Raw genomic sequence first — 16,715 nt, forward strand, 5'->3', positions numbered from 1 at the left:
TGGTGGGCCCGGCAGGACTCGAACCTGCAACCAGACCGTTATGAGCGGTCGGCTCTAACCATTGAGCTACAGGCCCAAACCGTTTCATTGCAACGGCTTAGTGGGGATACTGTCACGGCCGGCGCCGGCTGGCTACAGAAACCGCTACAGAAACCCTTCTCTGAGGTAACCGCAGGTGCCGATTTCGGCAAGCGCCTTTCGCCGTCCTCGGCTACCTTCGCACGATGCCGCCCCGCCGAAATCCTCGCCGATCCTACATGCGCGACGGCACCGAGCTGAAGCCGATGGACATCGCCAACGCCAAGGCGAACGGTGTGACGGGCGTCGAGGCGTCCTGCATGTGCGGCCACGAGGCGACGATCCCGTTCGGCGACATGCCGGACAATCTCTTCATCCCCGACATCGCCCTGCGCCTGCGCTGTTCAGCGTGTGGCGGCAAGGAGATCACCACCCGCCCAGACTGGCCTCGCCGGATAGACCTGGACGTGAAAAAGCCCGGCACGCCATGACGGCGGCCGGGCTTAAATTTTAGGCCGTCGCTTGTAGAAACAGCGCAACCTATTCACCATCAGCGATGCGACTCACTTGATGGTGCCGATACTATGTCTGAACGTCCGCGTTTTTGTCCAGCGGCCACGGATTTTGCTTACCGCGGCTTCGTATCGTTGATGCAGGCCGGTCGCTACCCCGGCTCAATAGGCTCGTGTCCGATATTTGGCAGACTTCGGGTCTCGTGTGCCGTGCCTCGGGTCTGCGATATGAGCCTACAGGATCGCCCTTCCCCTGCGGGTCCGCTTTCCCCGCCGCTGCATCACTGATCAAGTATATTCTCTTACGAGATCAAATTCAACCTTCGGCATCCTTGCTGGGCCGAAGAGTTGCGCGCCATTGGAAGCGAAGCTATTCACATGCCAAACCACCCGAGAGTCCGATTTTGCTTTTCGGTAATGAACGTTCCGCGGGAGGTCTTTTCTGTCGAACAGCGAAAATGCGGAGATTTACTTATCTTTTTCAAGCACGCCGACGGAATTTTTGATTCATCAGAAAATGTTCGTATTGGAATCAATGTCGTCATTGACAAGCCATTAAAGCAACAAAAGTACTCCGTCCATTTGTCGCCTGCAATGCCTGAAGTAAACTGCATAACGCATGAAATTCAATTGCACAGCGGCGAGTTCGAATTTCCAAGATATCATTTTACCCGAGGAATTAAGCTAGCAAATCGAGGAGCGCATCTGTTTTCGCGCAGATGCTTAGATCTGAATTTTCCCAAATACATTGCCCGGAGCCGAGAAACAGAAACTGAAATTACGCTCGATAGCTACAATAACAAATCATTCATACTTTATTATAGTGTTTTTGTTACAGGAGCGGATGAGCCCTTGGTTATACCAAGGGCTAGGTATTATAACATACATGTAGAAAAATTTCAGTTTCTAAATCTTATTGTATTATGGAGTTACTACCCTGGAGTTTCCAGCAACCTTGGGCATTTAAGCCACTCCATCACCTTTAAAAAAGAAGACCTCTCTCCGGAACTGCGCAACCTCATTGGCGGGGCTCATGAGGGCGTCGATGCAAACGACGCAGTGCGAGAACACTATGATTCAGGAAATTTATTCAAAGAAATGACCATAAGTGAGCAAGGTGGGGATATAGATAGGAGTAAAATATTGAATCTATTCATCAGAAACATGAATCTTTCAAAGGGATACAGTCATTCGGCTGAGTACAGAAAGCAGGTCAAGGAAATTAAGAAAATATTTGGATTTGACTGAAACGTTTGCCGAGGCTAAGAGATTGCATTAACTCAAAATTGCTTGGCACTAACGCCGGAAATCCCGGAGCCGAAGCTCCGGGGCGCACGGTGGACGACGGTGGATAGCGGGGACGGCTACCGCTGCGGCCGCCCGTGGAGCACCGCATCGAGCAGCTCGGAGCGCGTCGCGCGCATCTCTTCCCGTACCGAGGACACCATGCCGTCGATCCGACCCTCGAGGCGGGTGATGACGTCGCCGGTCACGTATTTCTGCGCGACTTCGACCTTGAAGGCGTTCAGTGCGTCGCCCTGACGTTCGACGTTGAGCTTCACTGACGCGAGGTCGAGCACCAGCGGACTGACGGCTTCCTTCTCTCGCATCTTGAGCTTCCCGGCGATCCAGTCGACCGCCTTCAGCAGTCCAACCACGAAGGCTGCGAACGCGAAGAGGGTGGCCCAAGTGATCGGGCCGCCCGAGAGGAACGAGGTGTCCATGATGCAAGCCCCCACGGGCGCGGTGGCGCGCCGGTGTTCCGGTCGCGCTGGATCAGTGACCCTCCCCCTCCTCAGGGGAGGGGTGCTACTTCGAGAAGACCTTGCGGACGGCCCCAGCGATGCCGGCGACACCGATCACCGCCATGACGATCGACCATTCCATCTGATCGTAGGGCGTCGGCAGCTTCGCCACGCGCCAGTTGAACAGGAAGGTCGAGTCGAGGACGATCGCGCCGAAGTGGATCATGCAGAGCCCGAACGCCGTCGGGATCATCCAGGCCGTCCAGGGCGAGAGGTGCTGCGCAGCGCGCTCGGCCGCGATCACCTTTCGCTCCTCGACATAGGCAGCAAGCTGCGCCTGTCCGACCGAGACGTCGGCGGCGACGTTCTGGCCATTGACCAGGACCGTACTGTCCGACCGCTTGTTGAGGTAGCCGAACAGGCCGTCGGCGAGGCCCGGCAGACCGAGCAGCAGCTTGGCGAGGAAGCTCCACATCAGCGCAGATCTCCGGCGGGCGGCGCCTTCGCGGCGGCGAGGGTGCGCAGGTAGGGCGCGAGCACCAGGCGGCCGACAGCCAGTCCGAGCCCGACGCGCGCGGCGACCGCCGGCGGCAGGTAGGCGGCGAAGTCGACGACGCCGAGACCGTCGAGGATCTCGGGCAGCGCCAGGACGAGGGCGGCGAGGTAGACCCGCCAGCCCTTCAGCTTGGACAGCCAAGCGCGCACACGCGTGCGGAATCGGCGACGAGGCATCAGGCTGCCTTTCGCGAGAGAGCGGCGTGCAGCCGGGCCCAGAAACCGAGCGGGGCGGGAGCGGGCGCCGCGGTTGCAGGATTGGCCGGTTTTGATGCGGGAACGGCCGGTTTATTTGACACAACGGGCTGTTTCGTTGCGCTGGATGCCATTCCATTTGACACAACGGCGGGGACGGGCACGCCCAGCGCATTCGGCAGGCGGGCGGCAGTCAGCGGCATCCCGCCGGCGACGAGGGCCGCCTCGAAGCGCACGGCATAGCCTGCGATCATAGCGGCCTTGTCCGTGCCGTTCACGGTGCGGCGGGCCCCAACGTAATCGCAGCGGTCACCGGCAATGTAGTCTTCGAGCGCCTTGCCGGTGAAGTCGCCCTTGATCGACACGCCGCGTGTCACGCCCTCGATGAGGATCTGTGCCGAGGTGGCTGGATCGAGCGCGAGGTCAGGATTCCCGACCAGATCGATGCCGAGCAGCTTACCCATCGCAGCGTAGTTCGCCTCGTGCGTGAGCTGCACATCGCCGCGACCGTAGAAGGACAGGCCCCGCGAGTTCGGCAGGGCATAGTTCCGGCTGATCTTCCCCTTGGCGTAAAGGCTGGCCACCGCCTTGCGGGCGGCGGCATCCGAGGTGGCGAACCCCTCGCGGACCGGCATCATGCGCCGGCCCGTCTCATGGAAGCTCGTCGCCAGGATGTAGGCGAGATGCCGGCGATCGAGCAGGAGCGCGTGCAGCAGGAACGCGTCGAGCAGGCGGTTCAGCCCGTCGACCTGGTTCTGCGTGAACGAGCCGAACAGCGATCGGATCGATGCGAAGAAGCGATCGCGGTCCAGGCGTGCGAAAGCACCCGCGTCGGTGGACGAGGTCATGTAGAACTCCAGGAGGCGGGCATAAAAAAACCGCCCAGAGGCGGCGGACGGACGGATGGGTGCGGGTCGCGTCAGCTGATCTACGGGATGGCGAACTTGAGCTTCAGGGCGGCTGAGACCGTTGCCACCTGTGCGGCGGACAGCTCGGTCTCGAACATTGGCATGCGACCGATAGGGCCTACCCAACCCAGGCCCGTGGACTGCCCAGCAACACCGCCGATCCCGATCTTCACGGCGGCGTCGGTCTCGATAGGGGCCGTGGTCGCGGTACCTTCGGTGACGAACACGCCGTTGAGGTAGATTCTCACCTTGTTGGTCGTGCGGTTGTACGAGTAGGCAACCACGAAGGGGACGTCGGCAGCGGGAACGTTGGCCACCTGGATCGAGGCAGACTGCGCGGGAGAGACCGAGTTGCCAAAGAGGATGTTACCAGTGCTGAGCAACCGCAGATAAGCAAAGATACTGGACCCCCTGGTCAGGGACACGAGATGCGCGGTGGTCGGCGTGGCCTTAAGGGAAGGCGCAATGGCCGCGACGACAAATCCGGTGAAGGACGCAGTCGGCGGAGCGTCGATGCGAAGGTCTGACGAAAAGTTGGCGCTGGCCCCAGAGCCCGCCCCGAACTCGATGACGGGCTGTCCATTGAAGCGTGCGTCCGAAGGCGTGATGGAACCAGCCGTGCGGGTCTGGACGATCGTCTTACCGGAGACCCGGTCTTTGCCGGTGAGGGTGGTGGACGGCGACGGAGCCAGCTCGGTGGGACGAACGTCGTAGCGCAGCAGGGGGACACCCTGAGCATCGACGATGCTGAGCAGAGCGCTATCGACGGGGTCGACGATGATTTGGGGCAATGCGCCCCCTGCAATCGGAGCGGTCACGCCACGATGGATTTTGAAACGGCCGACGGGCATTTTCAGGGTTTCCCTATGTGATCAGAGGACGGTGATGCGCTGGTGGCAGGCCCAATTCGGCATCGGGACGCCATCGATATCGAGGTCTGTGGCCTCGTCGCGGAAACAGCTCCTGGCGCCCGTCGTGGGGCCGGCATGGGCATCGACAGCGCCGTAGAGGGCGATGCCGATGTGAGCGGCGGTGAAGGCGCCCGGATCGCCGGAAAGGGTGACGACGATGTCATTGCCGCTGATAGCGACGGAGGAGATCGTGCGGGCTGTGCCGCCGGTCTGGTTCCACGAGATGCCGTAGTTGCCAGGGTCGCTGACGGTCGTCGTGTCCAAGGTCAGAGCACCAACCGGGACGTACATCGGCAGGCGGTAGACGGTGGCGCTGCTCTTAACGAACCCGGTGGCATGTAGCGGCCGGGCATCGAGGCCCTTCAGCATGCGGTCGGCCGTGCGAGCGTCGTAGCTCCCCTGGCGGGACTGCTTGACGATGTGAATGCCGTCGTCGACGTTCCGCTGAAGCGTATATTGCGGCCCGGAGCACCCGAACTTCTCCGGATACAGCAGCGCCACGCTAAGCTGGTCGAGAGGGACTTCCGACGTAGTCAAGCCATAGGCGGTGAACGCGCCCATCTGGCTCATGACGATCTTGGTGGGCACCCCGAAGCCGGCGAGGCAGTCATCCCACAGCGTCAGCATGTTGGCGCCGTACACGCCGGCCAGGGCTGAACGGTCAGCCTCACCATGAGTGAGGTGGACGAACGGCACGTAGGGGAGCCCGTTGACCGCAGCCATGATCCGGGCGCGCTTCTGCGCCACCAGCATGTTGGCCCAGATATTCGGCCGTGTGCCGCCCTTGCGAATGGCGGAGAAAGGCTGGCCGCCCATGGCGTGGCTGGAAATCAGCGCGCCGTCCGTGGCGGCGAGCCGACCCGGCTGAGTGATCCCCCACACGAACCCCATCGAAGGGCTTTCGGAAGAAGCAATTTCATAGGCGTCCACGATCGTCTGAATGTGGTCGCGGTTAAGCGGGGTCTCAGCGAGGTCGGTCGCGAGAGGGCCGCGAACCTTGTCACCCGCGTTGAACATGACCGCGCGGCCGGGATTGACGGGCCCCTTGTGGGTTGCCGGCGAGCCGACGCCGTCGCGGTTGGACTGGCCGATTCCGATGATGTGGAACAGACGGGTGACGGTTGGGATCAGCGACGTGGTGCAGGTCAGATCCTCTTCGTAGACCGTCACCGTCAGCCCGTTGTCGACGAGATAGGTGGCCTTAGTTGCGGTCGCGGTCGGACTGACGTTGACGGTGCCCGGAGGCGTGCCGAAAGTCAGAGGGACGCGGCGGCCATTCTTGAGGACCGCGACTTCTGCGCCATTCGTCCAGGCCGTGACCTGGCTGCCGCTGCCCGCGCTGCCGGGGTAGGACGAGCCGTCGAAGCGGATGCCACGGAAGACGGAGGTGCCGTCTTCGCAAAGGTCGGCGTAGAGCCATTCCGAGTTCAGGAAGGGCAACGTTTCAGTGGCGGTGAACACCCCGTCGTGGCCGACGCCCCACATGACCGTGCCGTCAGCGGACGTCTCGGCGTAGCGGTACCGATCGTCCAAAATCGAATAGGTGTCGGCAACGTCGACGGTGCCGTCGTAACGATAGCCGACGAGGAGCGTTTTGCCGTCTGCAGCCAATTCGCCATCGGCATAGGACTCACTGAGGAGCGCGAGGCCGAGGGCGGCTTCCTCAATGCGAGCCACCTCAGCCTTCAGGGCGGCAATCTCGTTCGGGCGCAGTCGCCCCCAGCCCGGCGGGGTCTGAGACCAGGAGAAGATGCCCGAGTTCGGCGTGTTGATAGCGCCCGTGACCGGATCGGTGTGCGTGCCGGTATCGCTTTCCGGGACTTCCGCGAGCGCACCGACGACCGTGCTTGTCAGGGTCGCAAGCTCAGCCCAGGTCTTTGCGCCGATGAAGCCGCCACCCTGCGCGGCGAGCAGGGCGCTCACCTGGTCGCTGATCTCGAGGATGGTGGTTTCCGCCGTTACAGTTCGGGCGGCGATGGGACCAATAATCCGGGAGACGTCGTCGTCGTTTACCTTGGTCGCAACCACGTCGGCGAGCGATGACACCTCGGCAGCGGTTGCCTTGTCCGCCAGAGCTTCGGAGATCGCCCCCTCCGCGACCATCTCGTCTTCGGTTTTGTTGGGCAGGCGGTCGACAGCCAAGAGGGATCGCACCTCAACCGTCGATAGGTCGGCATTGCCCTCGCCCTTGTTGCCCTTCAGCGTTTCGGCAGGGGCATGCGCAAGATCGTCGTTCCCGAAAAGGATCGGCGAGTCTGAACGGAAGGCGTCCAGATCCGGATCAAAGGTCAGCCGGTAGAGCCAACCTTCCCGGACGCGGGTGAGCGGCTGGCCGGCGACGTCGAGCCATGGCTTCGCAGCGTTGTCATCGACCTTGAGCCGTGGAGCACCCCTGAAATTGCGGTCAGCCAGAAGGACCAGGCCGAGGCCATACTTCAGGGTCGCGTCACCGAGTGAGGTCGCGGCGGTGAAGAGTGAACCGGACCCGCCCGTGCGGACCGTCCCGTCGTTCAGGTCGAACCGAAACCTTCCGTTCCTGCGGGAGACGTCGATACCCTGGCCGGGCACGACATTGATCGGAAAGGTGGGCAGGGCAGATGAGCCGAGCATGCGGATGCGCTCCGGGCATGAAAAAGCCCGCCGGGTGAGGGCGGGCGGAACGGGTTCAGACAGTCGCTCAGGTCAGCGAATTTCGACGGGCTCGTTCAGGATCTCGGCCGTCTCCGGACCGATCGTGACGACGAGACGGACATCGTAGAGGCCGGGGCGGACCCGGCTCATCATCGGCGCCGAGAACAGCGCCTCGACGATGCCGGGGTTCGAGACGAACAGGGAGCCATCGGCGAGGCTTGCCGTCAGGACCGGCGTAAAGTCGTGGAAGGTCGTGCAGAAGTTCCCGCTTGAGGGACGTGCAATCACCGTCATCACCAGCGCGGAGGCCGATGAGAAGTCGATCAGACCGTCATCGGATAGGTCGAGGCGACCGTCAGCGCAGGCAGAGCGGAAGACGCGTCGAAGTCGCCACTGCCCGCCGCGGGAGACGGTGCCGAGGCTGTTCAGGAAGGCCATCGGTCCGCCCTCACAGCTTCATGTAGAAGGTGCCGAGGCGCACCGGGGGCAGGTTGCTCGCGGGCCGTCCACCATTCGGGTTCGAGATCGAAACGGTGAGATTGATAGGAGGCTGATCGGTGACGGTGTCCGCCACGTTCCGCCAAATGCCGTCCACCTTCACCGTTGTACCACCGTCGCCATAGTCCAAGCTCGCCAAGGCCGAGTACGTCTTGTCGGTATCGGCGGGGGCATCGTAGACCGCCGTGCCGCCGGGCATTGCGACGGGCAGGTTCGAGGTATTGAGGAAGGTGAGGAAATCTCCGCCGATCTCGCCAATTTGCTGGGCGTTGAGGAACCCGAGCCGGGCCGTCACCGTGCCTGTCGAGTTGGGCGCTGCATTGCTGGAAAGCGTAAGCGTGTTGCCGGCGATGCCAACGACCTGCGTCCCGTTAGAGACCCCGGCAGCGTAGACGAACATGCCGAGCGCGATCCGAGTTGCGTCGCTCACGTTGGCGATGTTCGATCCCGCCGTGAGGGCCATCGCAACGATGGTCTGCATCACCCGGCTTTGCGAAGCGCCCATGTCATCGAGGCCGGCCGCGAGCCGCCCTTGCATGCTGGGAACGATGATCGATTTACCGGCGGCGAAATCTGCCGCTGCACCGCTCGTCCCACGCCCGCCGATCACTGGCGCGAACTGGTCACCGAAGTTGTTGTAAATATATGCGAACAGGGCGGACGTATCGGCGTTGGCTCGTTCCGATGCTCCGGAGCTGGCGTTCCCGATCGAGTTGCCGTTCATCCGGACCCAGCCCGGCAGGATGGCCCCGTCAATGCGCCACTTCGTGTCGCCAGTGCCGAAGTAAGAGGCCGCATCCGGCGTGGGCGTCGGGTTGACCGGGTCCACGACCGGGACGGCTACGCCGAGGCCGTCGTCGTACCAAAGCTCGATGCCGTTCGTGCCGAGGATCTGTTCCGCGTAGAGGCCGTCCGGCAGGTAGACCCGAGGGAATCGCCCGTTCGCATCGGCCACGACCGGCTGTTGGTGCGCCTGCGTCAGTCCAGGGTTCGAGTAGGCGACGAGCGGCGTGGTCGTGCCGCCTTTGAAGAAGTTCGCCTTCAGGTCGAGGTACGGCCGGCCGGAGCCGTCGAGCACCTGAGTGCGTGAACGCGGCCAAGCCGGCATGCGGGGCTCCTGACATGCAAACGGCCGCCCTGATGAGCGGCCGGCATCGAAGGTGCTGGAATGAAAAAGCCCCGCGGTGAGGCGGGGCCGTGGTCGGGCGGCGGAGTTCTCGCGCACGTCTCTCGACGGTGGCTGTTTCGGGTGTTTCGCCCGTCGGGTCAAGTGGGCTGGATAAAACTGTGATGTGTGGAACGTGCGAAAATCAGAGCCATCAGTTGTGATTCAAAAAATGCCTTGCAATCATTCAAATGCGAATCATGACTAGAGGCAGTAAAATGACGTCAAGTAATACGACCCGTATAGGCTACGGTCTCAACTTTTTCTCGCCGTTGAGCGAGGAGCAATTTGCAGTTCTTGGAAAAATTACAGCTACTTTATCTGCTATAGACGGCACACTTGATTTTTTTATAATAAATTTGTCCGGAATTTCGAATTGGAAAGTGTATTCCGCACTCACTAACAGGCAGCAATTCGCAGCAAAGATTAAGGTTCTTAGAAAGCTTGCAAGGCTTCACTTTGATGAGAACGATCAAAAAATTTGGATGAATACTTTTACAATTCTTAATAATATCCAAGAACGCAGAAACGTTGCAATACATGGTAGATGGGGATATCTTCACGCTGAATTAAAGTTCACGAACGGCACGCTAAACAAGCGCGCTGACGACGGCATACCAGCAGCAAAAAACGGATGGGACGCCGAAACCGTACTCGAGGCAACCGATCTTCAGCAGTTATTGAATGACGTTGAATCTGCCGCTGGATTAGTTTTGGATTGCGCGGAAATTCTCAATTCTCGAATGGGCAGTCGACCAGTAGTCACGACTTTTGTTCTAGCCAAACCTTAAATGATTTTTGCAAGAACTCTGTGATTGTTTTAGTCGCAGAGTGCCTTTCAAGATCAAAATCGTGCAACATGTCGATGCCGCTCTCAACGAGCTTCTCCCAGTCGCTGGAGGCAGGGCCGTGCTGCCTCGTCCGCTCCGGGTCCATGCCGTTCTCGACATATGCTCGCATACGCTCAGCGTCGGCGATCGCCTGACCGACATCGGTCGTATGCTCAAGCGCCTTCATAAGGAAGAAATTACGGTCCGCCTGCTCGGAGGTAACCTCGGACCAAATGTGCACGGTGCCCACGATAGTCTTCCCGAATGACGCTCTGAAGTGCGATAGACAGAGCGTATCACAGCCCCGCCTATTCCGCGACGGGGCCGCCTGCTATCGTCTCGGCATGCCTCGCAGCCTCTCCCGCCCGCTATGGATGATCGCTCAAGCCGCTGCGGTCTGTGGCGGCCTGTGGCTCAGTCTTTTGGGCCCAGACGCACCCCGGCCGATTACTCCCGCGGGCGTGCTCGTCGCCGTCCTCGGCTGGGTGCTGATCGTGGCTTTCGTTACTGCCGTGGCCGTGAACCTATGGGATTGGGCGGCTCGGAAGGCGAAGGGCCTCCGCCGTTCCGGACTGCCCTCCGTGCGTCGCGAGGGTGACGATGCGGTTGAGCAGGGCAATGGTCGAGGCCCCCGGCTTGGCGTCGGCGAGCTGCGCCAGCCGCCGACCACCCTCCGGGGTCGTGAATAGCCGCGACAGCTCCTCGACGTTCTTTCCCGCCTGCCAGTTGTCGAACGCGTTCATGATGCGAGTCGGCAGCTTGAACCCGCCGGTCGCAGCCGCGCCGGCGAGCTCGCGCTTAAGGCCACCATCCTTTAACTCCTCGCGCAGAGCAGTGTTGAAGGTCGTCTTCGAACCGATGCCCTGACGCTGGCCGGTCGCCTCCATGATGTCGAGGAAGCGCGAGAAGCCGGCGTTGAGGGTTTCGCCACCGGGAAGCGCGCGGAGCACCGCCGACAGGTTCTCGGCTTCGAGGGGATTCCCCCGGACCACCTTCGCGAACTTCGCACCGCCAGCCTGGTTCGGCCCCGACTGTAGACGCGTCGTCGCCTTCGTGAACTCAGTCCCGAGATAAATGCGGACGAGCTCGCGAGCTGCTTTCTGATCACTCCGAACGAGGCCCTGAACCGCCTTCGTGATGTCCTGCGCCGACCCTTCGAGGACCTCGTCGGGGAAGAGGACCTTGATTGCAGCCTTCGCGTCCGGGCGCTCGGCGATCCTGCCCAGGGGCGAGCGCTCCACGGCCTCGCGACCGCGATATGCGGCGGCAAGGCGCTGCAGGCGCGAACGGGCTTCCGGCAACTGCGCGAGGATGTCCTCGTTCTGGCGCATGGCGGCGGACAAGCGAGAGGCGGACGCACCACCTTCGCCGCCGGACACCTGATCCAGGATGCGGGTCACCTCCCGGTCCTGGAAAGCGCGCCGCGCCTCCGGGGTGGCATTCGCCAGGAACTCGCGGGCCGCAGTTGCGCCCTGAAGGTTGCTCGGCACCTGCTCGGCGGGCGTGGCCATGCGCTTCGTCAGCGGATCTTGCTGGACGACACGTCCGAGCGGAGCGTTGCCTGAGAACGGCTCGAGCGGCTTCGAGTTCGCGGCGAAGTTCGCGTCGGCCGTCGCCACCTCCGGCACTGTCTTCAGCTGCCCGTCGAGCGTCGAGCGTGCAATCTGCAGGTCGCGGACCTTCGTGGCGTCGCCGACCTCCCGTGCCGACGATATGGCCTGATCCAGGCGCTCGCGAGCGTGGAGCAATCCCTCGACGCTGAGATCGGTCTCGCCGCCAGGGCCGAACAGGTCCTTACGGGCCTGAGTGAGGGCGCCGCGCACGTCGCCCTTTGCGGAGCGCATCTGCGTGTCGATGGCGTCGAGAGCCGCCTGTGGGTTCACCTGGCCGAACCGCACGTCGGGAATCGTCTCGGTGACGGTAGTCGACTTCATATACGGGTCGAGCGGGCCCTTCATCGCGCCGACGGTGCGCTCGTAGGCGGCAAGCGGGTCCGTCTCCTCCCCGCGCATAAGCGCGCCGACGACGCGCTCGCGGATGTCCGGGTGAATGCCCTTCGGGTCGACCTCGACGCGGGCGAGATCCTCGTCGAAGCGGCTTTCGGCCAGCGACCGGGCGTTCGCATATTCGTCCGCCGCCTGTCCGCCGGCGGCGCGGCCCTTCGGACGGCCGGCACTGTCGAGCGGGTAAGACGGCACCCCGCGCTGCTCGTTCTGCAGCTTGCGCAGCAGCTCGGAGGAGATGTCACGGGCCATGCCGCCATCAGCATCGGGGCGGAAGTAACCCTCCTCGATGAGGCGCTCGCGCCAGAAGTTGTCGAGGCCCTTGCCGTCCGGACGCGCGACCTTGCCAACGCCGGGCACCATGAAGCGGTGGAGATCCGTCGCTGCCGCATCGCCATCCAGGCGCAGACCGCCGTTCTTGGCGATGAAGCGGGCGAGGCTGACTCCGTTCGGATCGTCCGTGATCGCACCAGGTCGCTCAAACGCCTCGGCAGGGCGGGGCGCACCTGCCTCAAACTGTGGGCGTGAGAAAGCCGGCTGCGTGACGATCGGCTCGCCCGCCCGCTCCACCTCGATGGTGCGCTCGATGCCGACGTTCTCTGGGGCGTTCCGAGCCGCGGTGTAATCGGTAGCGGCCTGCGTCGAGCGGGCGGCTTCGCGCTGATCTGCGACGGACCGCATCTCGCGCTGAATGACCTGCCCGGCCTGATCCTGCGTCACCCGAGGACCGGCGCCCTGGGTCGCGCGGATGACGGCCTGCCCCTCCGGCGTGCCGGCGACGGCCGACCTCGCGGCGGATTGAACCGCTTCGCCGACGCGCGCAGAGGAGGCGACGGCAGGTGCAACGGCATCGAGAGCCTCACCGCCGGCGGCCCTGATCTGCCCCGGTCGCCTGGCAAAGAAATCGGCCATGCCGCCCTCGCCCTCGACGACGCGCATTACGTCACCGAGCCGGTTCGGACCGACGACCTGTTGCACCGCCTCCGGCCATGACAGCGGCACGCCGCGAGCGGAGGCATCCGTCACGAGCGACTGGATCTGGGTGACCTCGTCGGGCTTCAGCGTGCCAGCAGCGCGGTCGAAGATGCGCTCCGCCGAGCTGCGCCGCCCGACGGCGCCAGCGCCAAGGCCAGTCGCCAATGCAGCGCCGCCGCGAGCCCACGGCTCCAGTGCGGTGCCCTTCGTGGCCTGTCCAGCGGTCTCGCTGGCCAGCGCGGGCGCAACGGCGAATTTCGCGATCTGCTTGCCGACCTCGGCGCCGCCCTTCGCGATCGCAGAGGGACCGAACGAACCAGGGAGAAACTCGCCCACGGTCTGGGCATATTCCTCGGCAGTAGACTGAGGCTTGTAGACCTCTTTCCCCGCCTGCATCCCTGACAACACGGTTTCCTGCGTGGGGAATCCATCAGCGATCGAGGGGCGTGTACCGCCGGGTAGATCGCTTGTTGGAGTGCGCCCCGTGGCGCGCACGATGGCCTTGGCCGCCGGCCCCACCAGCATGCTGTCCGCCAGCCCGAGCACAGCATTCGGCAGGCCGACGAGACCCGCCACGCCGCGATCGACACCGGTCTCGAGCGAGCGGCCAAGGCCCTTTGCTGCGGCCCCGACGCGGGCGAGTGTCGACGGCGGCGCTTCCGGCGCTGGGTTGGCCGCGAGCAGCGCCTCGAACGGGTCCGAGGCCTTCCCGGCCTGTGCAACGGGCCCCTCCACCTTCGCAGGCGCAGGGTTCGCGGCGAGCAACTCGTCAAAAGGATCGCTCACTGATCAAGCCTCTTCGGGTCGATGCCGGCGTCGCTCAGCATTTTCTGCAGCTGAGGCTTCAGGTCCGGGCGGGCAGCGAGGGTTTTCTTCGCACGGTCGACATAGCTGCCGCCAGTGTAGCCCTGCGGGGGACGGCCGCCCTGGACCGGCTTCATCTCGGCCTCCGGTTCCTTCGTCTTCGCGGCCGCCTGATACTCCTTTAGTCGCTGGTACGGGCTTGGGAGCGTCTTGATCGCCTGATCCGCTTCAGACTGGCTGATCTCGCCACGAAGGGCCTTGCCCGCGAGATCACCGACCTGCGCCTGATAGTCGGCGAGGCCCCGGAAGGTGTCCGCAATGATGGCGTTACCCTCGGGGGTCTTCAGCAGGGACGTCAGCGAGTTCTTGAACGAGGCGCCCTCCCTGTCCGAGGTGGCACCGGAGCCCGGAACGCGCATCTGCGGCGTCAGCTTGTCGACAAGGGAGCTGTAGGCCTCGATCTCTCCGAGCTTGCCGCCCACGAGACCGTCCGCGACGGAATCGAGCCCGGCCGCCTTGGCGTACTGCGCCAAACCGGCCCGCGCCTCGGTGAACTTCCCCGTGCCGATCTGGGCGCCGAGATTTGCCAGCGTGTCGATGTCTGCGCGGAGCGGAACAGCGCGGTCGGCAGCGTCGACCATTTCGCCGTAGCGCTTGGCCTGGATCTCGTTCGCCTTCTCAGCGAACTTTCCGGCGCCCTTATTGTCGATCTTCACCTCGGTTTTTGCACCGCCGATAGTGAACGGCTTTCCGTCGGCACCCATGCCGACGGACGAGTCCTGCGGCACGTTCCAGGCCTGGCGCTCATCCGCCGTGAACGGACGCGGCTGTTGGCCAGCGATGATGACGCGCGACTTGCTGGGATCGGACGGATGCAGGGCGACCATGCCGACGCCGGGCATCGACTGGTACGTGAACTTGTCCTCTTTCTCCGGTGCCGAGTAGATCGGCTGGCCCGTAGCAAGGTCGACGACACTGTTCCCGACAGTCGCGGTCTGGCGCTTGGCCTGCCCCACGGGGACGATCGCCTGCGTCTGCTTGTTCACCCACGAGGACTGACCGTTGACGTCCTGGAGCGTCCAGGGGCTGTCCTTACCCTGCATGATTGACTGATAGACCGACGTCGCCATGGCGCGCGTGTTCGGGTTCTTCCAAGCCTGTTTCAGGATCTCGGCCTGCTCCGGCGAGATGCGAGACGTGCCACCGCCCATGCCGCCGAAACCCTGCGCCACCGGCGCGGCAGCAGGTGCAGCCGCCGGAGCGGGCTGACCGGGGATCTGAAACTGCGCAGCCTGTCCGCCTGCGACCGGCATATCGGCTTCCGGGGAAGCCTGCGTGGATGCCACGGCGGTCGGCGCTGTCTGGATCGCGTTCGGGTCGAAGCCACCGTCGGCCCTTGAGCCGAGGAATGCCGGAACGCGGGCGCCGGTCGGACGAGCTGGACCGGCCGGCATCGTCGCGGGCGCGCCAGCCGACATCATGCTCGGAACGCCCGGGACCGCACCGCCAGCGGGCAGGGCCGGGGTCGCCACGGGCTCGCGGCTGGCGAAGCGGCCAGTGCGCTCGGCATAGACCTCGCCGGCCGTCTTCGGCGAGCCGTCGCGATTGAAGAAGATCGAACGGTTCGCGCGCGCGGCACCGGGGCTCACGAAGGCGGTCGCGGGCGCGTCCGGGCTGTTCATCGCGCCGGGAATGAACTTCTGAGCGCCGCCGGCGCCGAGGAAGTGGGCAACGTAGAGGTTGCCCGGATTGATCGGGATGCCGGAGCCAGACAGGATCTTCGCGTTGTCGCCTGTGAAGGCCTGCATCGCCTTTTCTTGCTGGGCAGGATCACGCCACCCGCCTGGCTGCAAAGCTAGCTCGGGATGCGCCTTCGCCACGCTGCGCCAAGTCGAGTCGGTGAACTGGTACCGGCCCTTTGCGGTGCTGTTCGGATTGGCGGCGAGGTCGTTGCCGCCCGATTCCACAGCGCGCGTCGTCTTCAAGTAATCGCCGATCGAGCCGCTGGAGGCGGTGAAGGTCGGGGTCGCAGGCGTCGCGGGTGCCGTCTGGCCGAGCGTGCCCATGGTGATAGCCGGGGCCGACGCGGGCGTGCTCTGGAGCCCCATCAGCTTGCCGAAGTGTTCACCGGCCTCCTCGTCCTGCACACGCTTGCGAGAGGCGTCGTAGGAGTTCGAGAACGTGTCGCCGAGACCAGCGATCATTCCATAGATGTTCATGCCGCCGCTCACTGTGCACCCCCACCGAACCCGGAAAAGATCGAGCTGATGTTCTTGCCCATGTTGCCCAGCGCGCTCGGATTGCCCGCAAGCGAGCCGACCCCGTTGGCGACGAGGTTCAGTCCGCCCATCATCGCCTGGAAGCGATTGGCGGCGGCCTGTTGGCCGGCCATCTGGCCAGCGGCCTGCGCCTGGCCGATCCCCTGCGCGGTCTGGCTCGCGATGCCGGCCTTGGCCTGGCCGACGCCGAGGGCCGCGCTACCGAGCTGGCCGAACGTGCCGGCCTCGCCCGTGGTGGCGCCGTAGCGCTTCGTGTCGAGGCCGCTGAGGTTCTGTAGCCAGTTGCTCCAGTCCTGCGAGGCGAGCCCCTGCGAGAACTTCATCGCATCGGTATCGGCGTTGCCCGAGGCGAGCGTACCGGACGCGGCGCGCGTGCGCTGGAGCGCCTGCATGCCCTGATCGAGGTTGAAGCTGTAACCGGGGGATGACGTGAAGGCGGAGCGCGCGGCGCCAGCGCCTTCCTGACCGTTCACGCCCAACGCGTCCTGGTACAGTTTCGAGCCGGCGCCGTAACTGTCAGCAAGGCCACCGAAGATGTTGCCGGCTTGACCATAGGCATCCGAGGCCTGGCCGTAGGCGGTATCAAGGGCGCCGTTGGCCTGGTCCTGCCCCCTGGCGAGGGCCGCTTCCTGCGCAATCGCGGCGAGGCGTCCGGCGCGGCCTGAAAAGATCGATGCCATGACGGC

General features: G+C 63.7%; 15 protein-coding genes and 1 tRNA gene. 3 read left to right on the forward strand and 13 right to left on the reverse strand.

Annotated elements, in window-relative coordinates:
* Positions 1-76 (reverse strand) — tRNA-Ile (locus tag AC0IXR_RS13040).
* A gap of 181 nt (positions 77-257) precedes the next feature.
* On the opposite strand from AC0IXR_RS13040, the gene AC0IXR_RS13045 reads away from it, so the two are divergent.
* Together AC0IXR_RS13045 and AC0IXR_RS13050 are read left to right on the forward strand one after the other, a co-directional pair.
* Positions 258-509 (forward strand): hypothetical protein, encoded by a 252-nt coding sequence (locus AC0IXR_RS13045; RefSeq protein ID WP_471760984.1) that lies wholly within the window; start codon positions 258-260, stop codon positions 507-509.
* A 438-nt stretch (positions 510-947) separates the two neighbouring features.
* The gene (locus AC0IXR_RS13050; RefSeq protein ID WP_471760985.1) at positions 948-1,778 is read left to right on the forward strand and encodes a hypothetical protein; all 831 of its coding nucleotides are present in this window, start codon (positions 948-950) and stop codon (positions 1,776-1,778) included.
* 116 nt (positions 1,779-1,894) lie between these two features.
* Here the strand turns inward: AC0IXR_RS13050 and AC0IXR_RS13055 are convergent, their stop codons facing one another.
* The 8 genes from AC0IXR_RS13055 to AC0IXR_RS13090 all read right to left on the reverse strand — a co-directional run bounded on the left by AC0IXR_RS13055 (position 1,895) and on the right by AC0IXR_RS13090 (position 9,081).
* Entirely contained in the window at positions 1,895-2,254 is a 360-nt protein-coding gene (locus tag AC0IXR_RS13055) for a hypothetical protein (RefSeq protein WP_471760986.1), read from the reverse strand.
* 85 nt (positions 2,255-2,339) lie between these two features.
* Positions 2,340-2,750 carry a hypothetical protein gene (locus tag AC0IXR_RS13060; protein ID WP_471760987.1) on the reverse strand — a complete coding sequence of 137 codons (411 nt, stop codon included), beginning with the start codon at positions 2,748-2,750 and terminating at the stop codon, positions 2,340-2,342.
* The gene (locus AC0IXR_RS13065) at positions 2,750-3,007 is read right to left on the reverse strand and encodes a hypothetical protein (RefSeq protein ID WP_471760988.1); all 258 of its coding nucleotides are present in this window, start codon (positions 3,005-3,007) and stop codon (positions 2,750-2,752) included. The genes AC0IXR_RS13060 and AC0IXR_RS13065 overlap by 1 nt, the downstream gene beginning before the upstream one ends.
* Positions 3,007-3,873 (reverse strand): glycoside hydrolase family 19 protein, encoded by an 867-nt coding sequence (locus AC0IXR_RS13070; RefSeq protein WP_471760989.1) that lies wholly within the window; start codon positions 3,871-3,873, stop codon positions 3,007-3,009. Before AC0IXR_RS13070 ends, AC0IXR_RS13065 begins: the two co-directional genes overlap by 1 nt.
* 80 nt (positions 3,874-3,953) lie before the next feature.
* A complete protein-coding gene (locus tag AC0IXR_RS13075) occupies positions 3,954-4,784 on the reverse strand; it encodes a hypothetical protein (protein ID WP_471760990.1) in 831 nt (276 codons plus the stop codon).
* 21 nt (positions 4,785-4,805) lie between these two features.
* Positions 4,806-7,454: a hypothetical protein gene (locus AC0IXR_RS13080; protein WP_471760991.1), complete on the reverse strand. Its 2,649-nt coding sequence runs from the start codon at positions 7,452-7,454 to the stop codon at positions 4,806-4,808.
* Positions 7,455-7,526: 72 nt separating this feature from the next.
* A complete protein-coding gene (locus tag AC0IXR_RS13085) occupies positions 7,527-7,913 on the reverse strand; it encodes a hypothetical protein (RefSeq protein ID WP_471760992.1) in 387 nt (128 codons plus the stop codon).
* Between the two features lie 10 nt (positions 7,914-7,923).
* Entirely contained in the window at positions 7,924-9,081 is a 1,158-nt protein-coding gene (locus AC0IXR_RS13090; RefSeq protein WP_471760993.1) for a hypothetical protein, read from the reverse strand.
* Between the two features lie 275 nt (positions 9,082-9,356).
* Between AC0IXR_RS13090 and AC0IXR_RS13095 the strand changes: the two genes are divergently transcribed.
* Positions 9,357-9,929, forward strand: a complete 573-nt coding sequence (locus AC0IXR_RS13095; protein ID WP_471760994.1) for a hypothetical protein — start codon at positions 9,357-9,359, stop codon at positions 9,927-9,929.
* On the opposite strand, the gene AC0IXR_RS13100 is transcribed toward AC0IXR_RS13095, so the two are convergent.
* The 4 genes from AC0IXR_RS13100 to AC0IXR_RS13115 form a co-directional block, all read right to left on the reverse strand.
* The gene (locus AC0IXR_RS13100; protein ID WP_471760995.1) at positions 9,901-10,218 is read right to left on the reverse strand and encodes a hypothetical protein; all 318 of its coding nucleotides are present in this window, start codon (positions 10,216-10,218) and stop codon (positions 9,901-9,903) included. The genes AC0IXR_RS13095 and AC0IXR_RS13100 overlap by 29 nt on opposite strands.
* 274 nt (positions 10,219-10,492) lie before the next feature.
* Positions 10,493-13,732, reverse strand: a complete 3,240-nt coding sequence (locus AC0IXR_RS13105) for a hypothetical protein (RefSeq protein ID WP_471760996.1) — start codon at positions 13,730-13,732, stop codon at positions 10,493-10,495.
* Positions 13,729-15,969 carry a hypothetical protein gene (locus tag AC0IXR_RS13110; RefSeq protein WP_471760997.1) on the reverse strand — a complete coding sequence of 747 codons (2,241 nt, stop codon included), beginning with the start codon at positions 15,967-15,969 and terminating at the stop codon, positions 13,729-13,731. Before AC0IXR_RS13110 ends, AC0IXR_RS13105 begins: the two co-directional genes overlap by 4 nt.
* Positions 15,970-15,977: 8 nt before the next feature.
* The gene (locus AC0IXR_RS13115; RefSeq protein WP_471760998.1) at positions 15,978-16,709 is read right to left on the reverse strand and encodes a hypothetical protein; all 732 of its coding nucleotides are present in this window, start codon (positions 16,707-16,709) and stop codon (positions 15,978-15,980) included.
* Positions 16,710-16,715 lie beyond the last annotated feature (6 nt).

The sequence above is a fragment of the Methylobacterium sp. AC832 genome (assembly GCF_979256025.1).

What these genes read in the sequence shown, in the direction of transcription:
- AC0IXR_RS13095 (WP_471760994.1), top strand. Translation starts at nt 9,357, where the DNA reads ATGACGTCAAGTAATACGACCCGTATAGGCTACGGTCTCAACTTTTTC.
- AC0IXR_RS13045 (WP_471760984.1), top strand. Translation starts at nt 258, where the DNA reads ATGCGCGACGGCACCGAGCTGAAGCCGATGGACATCGCCAACGCCAAG.
- AC0IXR_RS13060 (WP_471760987.1), bottom strand. Translation starts at nt 2,750, where the DNA reads ATGTGGAGCTTCCTCGCCAAGCTGCTGCTCGGTCTGCCGGGCCTCGCC.
- AC0IXR_RS13115 (WP_471760998.1), bottom strand. Translation starts at nt 16,709, where the DNA reads ATGGCATCGATCTTTTCAGGCCGCGCCGGACGCCTCGCCGCGATTGCG.
- AC0IXR_RS13075 (WP_471760990.1), bottom strand. Translation starts at nt 4,784, where the DNA reads ATGCCCGTCGGCCGTTTCAAAATCCATCGTGGCGTGACCGCTCCGATT.
- AC0IXR_RS13065 (WP_471760988.1), bottom strand. Translation starts at nt 3,007, where the DNA reads ATGCCTCGTCGCCGATTCCGCACGCGTGTGCGCGCTTGGCTGTCCAAG.
- AC0IXR_RS13090 (WP_471760993.1), bottom strand. Translation starts at nt 9,081, where the DNA reads ATGCCGGCTTGGCCGCGTTCACGCACTCAGGTGCTCGACGGCTCCGGC.
- AC0IXR_RS13080 (WP_471760991.1), bottom strand. Translation starts at nt 7,454, where the DNA reads ATGCTCGGCTCATCTGCCCTGCCCACCTTTCCGATCAATGTCGTGCCC.
- AC0IXR_RS13110 (WP_471760997.1), bottom strand. Translation starts at nt 15,969, where the DNA reads ATGAACATCTATGGAATGATCGCTGGTCTCGGCGACACGTTCTCGAAC.
- AC0IXR_RS13055 (WP_471760986.1), bottom strand. Translation starts at nt 2,254, where the DNA reads ATGGACACCTCGTTCCTCTCGGGCGGCCCGATCACTTGGGCCACCCTC.
- AC0IXR_RS13050 (WP_471760985.1), top strand. Translation starts at nt 948, where the DNA reads ATGAACGTTCCGCGGGAGGTCTTTTCTGTCGAACAGCGAAAATGCGGA.
- AC0IXR_RS13085 (WP_471760992.1), bottom strand. Translation starts at nt 7,913, where the DNA reads ATGGCCTTCCTGAACAGCCTCGGCACCGTCTCCCGCGGCGGGCAGTGG.
- AC0IXR_RS13070 (WP_471760989.1), bottom strand. Translation starts at nt 3,873, where the DNA reads ATGACCTCGTCCACCGACGCGGGTGCTTTCGCACGCCTGGACCGCGAT.